The sequence below is a fragment of the Bradyrhizobium sp. CCBAU 45394 genome (assembly GCF_028128655.1).
Classification (GTDB): Bacteria; Pseudomonadota; Alphaproteobacteria; order Rhizobiales; family Xanthobacteraceae; genus Bradyrhizobium; species Bradyrhizobium diazoefficiens.
Genome location: NZ_LBIX01000114.1, coordinates 1 through 7,182, shown reverse-complemented (window position 1 = coordinate 7,182; position 7,182 = coordinate 1). Strand labels below are relative to the sequence as shown.

The 7,182-nt window shown below is 56.4% G+C and carries 4 protein-coding genes and 1 pseudogene; 2 read left to right on the top strand and 3 right to left on the bottom strand.

The genetic code is table 11. The annotated features are described in order from the left end of the window. Window positions 1-749: hypothetical protein (locus WN73_RS12405; RefSeq protein WP_271552989.1), on the bottom strand; the 749-nt coding region annotated here is incomplete at its 3' end. A 1,336-nt stretch (window positions 750-2,085) separates the two neighbouring features. Between WN73_RS12405 and WN73_RS12400 the strand changes: the two genes are divergently transcribed. Together WN73_RS12400 and WN73_RS12395 are read left to right on the top strand one after the other, a co-directional pair. Continuing rightward, the gene (locus WN73_RS12400; protein WP_271552987.1) at window positions 2,086-2,997 is read left to right on the top strand and encodes a TauD/TfdA dioxygenase family protein; all 912 of its coding nucleotides are present in this window, start codon (window positions 2,086-2,088) and stop codon (window positions 2,995-2,997) included. Between the two features lie 315 nt (window positions 2,998-3,312). Then, on the top strand, window positions 3,313-3,768 hold the full coding sequence (locus WN73_RS12395; RefSeq protein WP_271552985.1) for a hypothetical protein: 456 nt from the start codon (window positions 3,313-3,315) through the stop codon (window positions 3,766-3,768). 220 nt (window positions 3,769-3,988) lie between these two features. Here the strand turns inward: WN73_RS12395 and WN73_RS12390 are convergent. Continuing rightward, window positions 3,989-4,680 (bottom strand): annotated as a pseudogene (locus tag WN73_RS12390) (IS5/IS1182 family transposase); the annotation flags it as partial. Between the two features lie 172 nt (window positions 4,681-4,852). Continuing rightward, on the bottom strand, window positions 4,853-5,821 hold the full coding sequence (locus tag WN73_RS12385; RefSeq protein WP_271552983.1) for a radical SAM/SPASM domain-containing protein: 969 nt from the start codon (window positions 5,819-5,821) through the stop codon (window positions 4,853-4,855). Window positions 5,822-7,182 lie beyond the last annotated feature (1,361 nt).

Below are 7,182 nucleotides of genomic sequence, written 5' to 3'. Positions count from 1 at the left end.
ATCGTCTCATGCCCCCGGTCAAATGGGCGGCAAAAAGAACTTGGTCCCGCCTCTTGAAATGCCGGTTTTACGCCAAACGCGCCAAGGTGACGCAGGCCAAGCTCGCGGTGCTTGCGGCGCCTGATCACGCGGATCAAGCCTGAGTCGTCATACGCCAAATCCGCAGAGATGGCCGAGCGATTTGCGTTCCGTTCGTGCTGTTGCTCGCGCTGCGGCGCGGATTGGACAGCAAACGCGAGCAGCGACAATGAAAGCGGCAATCTCGCAAGGTTTAAACACAAGCAGACCGACCGGGCAATTGAAGACCAGATCGCGCTCTGCCGCGCAATTTGCGAATGCGAAGGATTAATGGTGGTCCGTTCTACGGCGACCGTACGATTTCCGGTGCAAGCACAATGAATCGGCTTGGCTGGCAACTCCTCATCGCGACGCCAAAACAGGAAAGTTCGACGTTGTCGTCGCAGAGGCGCCGACCGCATTTTCCCGTGATCAGGAAGACCTTGCTGGTATTCACAGCGGCTCCGCGTCACTGGCATCGAAATCCCTAGCGCACGGTATGTGTTGGCCGGCGACATCGACATCGACATCGGCGTGACGGCGCACTCGGCGCGCTCTACCTCAAAGCCAGTTGCAACGGTTACGACGTTTTCCTCGACGGGCTCGGGTTGTGGGCGGCCCTCCAAGACAATCTGCGCAGCGTCAGACTCAAACGCGCGCTGGCAAGCCAGTTTCGTCGTTTCGGGACGCATTTATCAATGAGGGCATTGAACGCGGCGTCTCTCAGGCGGCCGCCCCATTTGCGGCAAGCGAAGTCAGGGTCCTCGCTAAAGCGCTGGCTTATAGCAGAAGCGTAGGCGGTACTCCTCGCAAAAGAGCATGCTGGAGAACAACAGCATCGTGACGACAAAAGATGAGGGTGAATCGCCTCGTTCATCAGACTCTATTCCCGCTTCAATGCAAGTGGCGCGAGATGAAGGCGTCGATGCGGAGGCGCTCGTAGGACGGCCAAGTGGAGCTTGCGCCCGGTGGCGTGCCAATCGACGAACGCGGCAAGCTTCGCAAAGAAAATGAACCCGGAATAGAACGCTCATGAAAGCGGAGACAGATTGGGTCTTCCTGGGGGTTTGTTGCGCGCACGAGTCTCGCCCAAGCATTGTCGTTGGCGGCTTGGCGGGACTTGGGCAGTCCCGGCTTTCTTGAGAGGAGATCTGTGAAGGCGCTCACCTTATCGTGACATTTATTGCGAGCGGATCCTCACCAAGTCGCGATACCTTACTCCAATCCTTTGATTTGGCGGCGATGAGGATGTCCACCTCATGAAGCAAATCCGACTTCACGTTGCAGCGTGATGTCCTCGGTTTTTACGAAGCGAGATCCCGCAAAACGGGTGATATAGCCCGTTTTTAACCACTGCGGGAATGGTTAAAGCCACAGATGGCATCGACCACTCGCTTTGCGAGCAGCCGGTACCCGCTCCATATGTGACGGGCGGATGAACAGCCGCACACATCGAAGGATTCTAAACCGCGAAAATCCGTACTAACGTTTAGATTGCGGTAGAACGGTACCATAACTTATGGTAGAGTGGCCAGGCTGTGCGATCGCGCTGATTGATTAGGATGGCGAGTTATCCAGTTCGTCAGACTACCTCGATTGTATTGCAGACCCGCGAGAAATCATCTTCCTAAAAATATGACGGAGCTTGGCTCGCTGACAAAACGAACATTTCTCATCGTCGAAAAGAAAGCTGGTTTCGTTTCATGGACTAGACATCGATTGACCGTATGATTGAGATGTAAGAGCGAGGTAGTTCATCATGCTGCGCGTCGATCCCGGCAGCGTTTTCGGCCATTTTCGTCTTCATCGGAGCCGATGCAAGAGTGTCCTTGATCGCAACAGAGCAGGTCACATCATGGTGGTAGTGCGTAGCCGACGATTAGGCTTGGCTCTTTGTGGCGGCTGCTGGAGCACATTGCGGCCGAGTAGGGTCCGTCACCAAACCGATTTCGTTGGCCTCCACCATCAGTCTCGCGACCAAGTGTCGCGCAGCTTTGTTTTAGGCATCACGATAGTGAGAGCATGATCATGAGCAACATGACGACCATGGATAACGTCATTCCGCGATCGGACATCGTCAAGTCCGCGGCCCGGCTTGGTGCCGAGATCAAGAACATCGGGCTATCGGACGAACTGTCCGACGACGTCATCTGCGCTATTAGCCAGTTGCTCCTCGAGCACAAAGTCATCTTCTTCCGTGACCAGGGACATCTCGATGATGCCGAACAGCAGCGCTTTGCCGGCCGACTCGGCTCGCTGATACCGCGTACGATAGGGGGAGCATCGACCCCGAACATGGCACAGAGCCGCGGCAGTGGTCGTGCCGAACAGCTGCGCATGGATGGCAGCGTCGATGACGACTGTCCGAAAATCTCGGTATTGCGAGGCGTCGTGATCCCGCCTGATGGCGGTGACATTATCTGGTCAAGCACTGCGGCCGCATATCGTGATCTTCCGGAGCCGCTGCGGATGCTTGCCGACAACCTCTGGGCGGTGCATTGCAGCGCCTATGATTGCGCCGTGACCAGGTACGCCATTGAGGCGGACACGAAACAATTCGATGATGTCTTCACCGGAACAATCTGCGAAACCGTACGTCCGGTCGTACGCGTCCATCCCGAGACGGGCGAGCGCTTGCTCGTGCTCGGACATTCTGTGCAGAATTTCGTTGGCCTGGAGAAATATGCCAGCCAGAAGCTGTTCGACCGGCTTCGATCCTACCTCACTGCGCGGGAAAATACCGTGTGCTGGAGCTGGAAGTCGGGCGACGTTGTAATCTGGGACAACCGGGCAACCGAACGCTACACCGTCAAGGAATCCAGCGGTCAACATCGCGTGAAGAGGCGAATCGCTATCGATGAAGACATGTCCATCAGTGTGGATGGCCCTCGCCGCGGGGCTGGCACAAAGTCAAAGCAGCAAGCGGCCAAGGCCGCCTAGTTTGCGTCCACTGGTCTGATCCACCGCGACAGACGCGAGGGATCGAAAGTGCGCGTCGTATGACCTGTGCGGGCCACACGCGAGGCGATGCCGATCGATTGACGCGTGCAGATTTGTTCTGCCGCTCCTTATCTGTCGGTGACCTTGCCGACCGGGCTTAATCCAGTTTGAAGTTCGCTCTGGCCCAGCAGATGAACCAGCGCCGGAGCCGCTTTTCGGAAGAGACGGGGTATTCGTCCCGATCGCCCGACCTATTTGCCGCGCGGCACGTTTGACTGCCGATCATGGGCCGATTCCATCCAAGGAGGAAAAGCCATGATCTATGTCGGTCTCGATGTTTCGCTGAATTCCTTTGGGATATGTGCGGTGGACGAGACCGGAAAGGCTATCCGTGTAAATGACGAGGCGAACGCGCGATCGATTGTACAGTACCTCGAACCTGCTATGGCCGAGTTGACCGGGGCGGCCTGGATCGAACCGGGCTGCCGGCCATCAGTTTGGCTGCTCGCCAGGTTGGGGCGGCACCTTCGGTCATGCCGGCGAAGAGCGATCGGGACTTACCCTCTGAATCATCGGCGCCTGGCTGGGACCCAAATCCATAAACGAGGGAACCTGGCCGGCATACTGATCAGGAAGCGTATCCTCGTGGCGGCCGCACTCGCGAACAAGATAGCGCGCGACATCTGGGCCATGCTGACGAAGAAGGATAACTATCAGATCGGGCGCTGGCGGCCGCAGTATGACGATCAATTCGAAGCGAATCTCAGATGAGAAGACGACTTATGGCATGGTCAAATGACTGAATGATCGGGTTCAGGAAACAGCTATATTTCTGCTGCTCCGAGCTCGATTGGAAGATTTTGACTTAATCGGCAGATCACCATACCCGTCCGGCGGCATCTGAGGGCTGCACGTGATGGCCTCACAGAAGGGCGCGCTCAATCACATGTTGCAGTCAAATCTTCTTGCATCAGGGACGATAACCACCGAGGGAATTGAGCTTGTATCCGCGCTGACGCTGCTCATGGCCTGCGCGGCATGCGAAAGCGGCTGCTCGAAAGCAGAGTCGAGCTCGCGCCCTGGCCAGCGATCTTGCGGCGGATGTCGCGAATGAGGCATCCGAGCCTGGTTTGCAACAGGCCCTGTTGCCGCCGATGACGCTCGAACTGTTTAGCGTGGGTATAGCGTCCAGCCATCATTGCCGACCGCTCGGCGATGTGCAGAGACGATTGCCCCAGCCGTACGCCGTACGGGCGGGCCAGCCGATTGAGGCCAGTGACCGCCGCATAGACAAGTTCGGCGTGGTCATGGCCGTGGGCTGAATGGTGGTGTCTACCGTCAGCCGCTGAGATCACGCATCCGCAACTCGCCGGTCTGATGTGCCACCGATTGCGCGAATGACTGAAGCCGCTTCGCTCGTGGGGGCTCATGCTGGAAAAACTCAAAGCCGGTGAAGTGCTGGGGATGCGGATCGTCGACCCGCTCGCAGACCTCTTCGTCGGACTGACCACAAATGTAATTGAGCAGCAACAGCCCGATCACGAACCGGCTTGCGATCCCGGGCCGCCATTCTAGTTGTAGAGCGGCGCGATCTCTCGATATCGTGCTTCAGGTTGATGATCTGATCCAGCCTGGTGCGAACGGATCGCCTTTTCCCATCGTCTCCGCCATCTTTGGTTGCACCGTTCCCCTTCGCTGCGACCACGGAATCGCGGCTGGCGATTCGAAGGAAAAATCTTGAAAATCAAATTGCAAGCTTTCCGGCCTTCCGACCAAAAAGCTAGCAATTCCCAATCCGCCGCAGAGCCAACAACTGATTCTCAATCAACGGCTTGACTCCTTCTTCATGGACGATTCAAAAATCTTGTCCACCATTGCGCAGTAATCCGACCCGGGCACCCTTTGCCATTGGTTGAGCGAATTCACATATCCTGCAACACAGAAAACCATCCTTTCCGTTCATGCGATCGACGATCTCGCAAAAAGTCGGCCCTTCGAACAGATCCTCATACCTGTCGCGGAGAAGGTTGCCTAAAACGTGCCGTCGCTCAAAATCCATGCGGCAGAGAGTAACGTCGCCATTTGGGAGGAGAACATTGCGATGTTGTCGTTCGTCTGGACACGTCAGTCCTCCGGCGATTGGCTGTCGTGCTTCCGCAATCTTCGGATTGACACTTCCACCCCTGCTGCTTGGCGGACGAGAGCGAATCAGCGCTTCTTCGGGAATTATCTCGACAAGGTCAGGATGGACCTCCCCCATAACTATGAATAGCAACGATGACATGTCTGCGTCGACCAGTTGACGCATCGAATCCACATACTTGCGCCTAACTAGGCGACTGTTCATGTACGTGCCGTCGTCAAAAACATGTACTAGGAAAGCCCGGAATTCCAGCGCTTGCAGGCGTCGTAGATCCCGCCCGTTCATTCCTACGAGCGTCGTGAAAATCCGGATGCCATGGCCAGATGCGTGGGCGTGCTCAACCATTTCGGTGCAATCCGGATTGAGCCAGGGCTCCGAGTACCCGGAAAAGCTGATATCGACAGCGGGTGGCACGTGCGCCAGGCATCTCTTGAAATCTTCGAGACGAAGATGCTTTGCGTGAGATACGGCTCTTTGCCGGGCGGCGAACTTGTCTTGCGGACAATAAGAACACCCGACGATGCAGCCTGTGGTTGTGGTTATTTCCAAGACCTTGCCTTCGGGCATTTCAGAAGGCAAGTCCTGTAAACTCATTGAACGTGAACTATTCATTCTCAGGGTGTTCTCCCAAAAATCTGGAACATACAGAGTCTGACCGAGAGCGGCGAAACCAGCGTCCATTATGTGGGCTTACTGATGCATGTTGATCGAATGATTGGGCGATAACGATGACACGGCTAGGGCCAAATCGAGGTGTTGCTGCGTTTCCCTCTGCTGCATTCCAAATGAAATTCAAGGGTGATCAGCCGAAGTAAGCGTGCCGGGTCAGGGGCCAAATTCCTTCTCACGTTCTGGCAAGTCGGTAGCCGGGGCGCAACATCCATTCCCGAGTACACCGACATCGGTCAATGTTCTCTCGCCTGTTGCAATGGACATTGGTCCATGGGGGCAAGTTCATGCGCTTGAAATCGTACAATATCACGTTACGTACGATTCAAGCTCTTTGGAAATGGGCGGACTGGACGAGCGCTGGCGTCGGTTCTCATGACCAGTGTGCAGCGTGCAGTTGGAGCCGGAGTCGTGGGATTAATGCCGCGGGCGATTCCTTCTTTTTTAATATGGACGATCAGATCGGCTCCGATGCGCCTGGCCGTTTCGTTGTGAAAGGTGATCATCCCGGGGAATTCACGTTCTAGCGATGCGCATCAGCGGGAAAGGCAGCTTCGCCGGATAGAATGCTCGCCGAAAGGGCCGCATGACAGTGGAATCCGTTGCCGATTGAATAGAGCATCACCGGCTTTTTGAGCTTGGCGGGGCCTCGCGCATGATTTCGATCGACTCGGCCTCGAGCCAGCGCAAATGTCGAGGCAGCGTGTGCGCGTTTTTGCCGCGCTCATTTTGAACCTCCTCGAAAAATGCCCCCTCGTGACGAGGCTGCCGTTGCGATATTTGCGATACGTGAGGGCTGGACTATGAGTTCAGTGATCGCTCGGCGGTGCGAGAAGGATCGCGTGCCCGCCGCCGTATCTTATCCGGACGTCCCAATCGGGATCGACCTCGGCTTCACCGGCGCCACGGGCACCGAACCTCGCGACTAGCCGCGGGCTGTAGGTTGAGCTGACAGACGGTCAATAATACCTTGGCTGCGGCCTCAACATCACGTCAGCTCACCATGACGCAAAGCGTTGGTAGGTGGGGGTCGTCGCAGCGTAATCGGCCCGTCTTGCTGAAGGGGAGGGCATGATCATCTCCACGCTTTTCGAGCTTGCGGGCGTCCTTGCCCCAATATAGAGCCGGCAAAGCCGTACTTACAACCGGATCGCGGCGTCCATGACGATGACATACTCCTCGTCGCGTTGCCGACGGGGAAACCTACCATGTTGCATAACGGCTAGCGTTTTACTGCTCGGCGGCGCGTGAATTGGTAAAATCGAGTTTTTGGATGGAAGGCATTCACATCGCGGATAACGATGCGATCCTGGGAGCTATGCGGGATTTTGGGTGACGAGGCGATCAGGCGGCGTGGTTTGCCGGCATTCGGA

Excerpts from the sequence above, each read along its gene's own strand:
- WN73_RS12395 (WP_271552985.1), top strand. The coding sequence starts at position 3,313 with ATGATCTATGTCGGTCTCGATGTTTCGCTGAATTCCTTTGGGATATGT.
- WN73_RS12400 (WP_271552987.1), top strand. The coding sequence starts at position 2,086 with ATGAGCAACATGACGACCATGGATAACGTCATTCCGCGATCGGACATC.
- WN73_RS12385 (WP_271552983.1), bottom strand. The coding sequence starts at position 5,821 with ATGGACGCTGGTTTCGCCGCTCTCGGTCAGACTCTGTATGTTCCAGAT.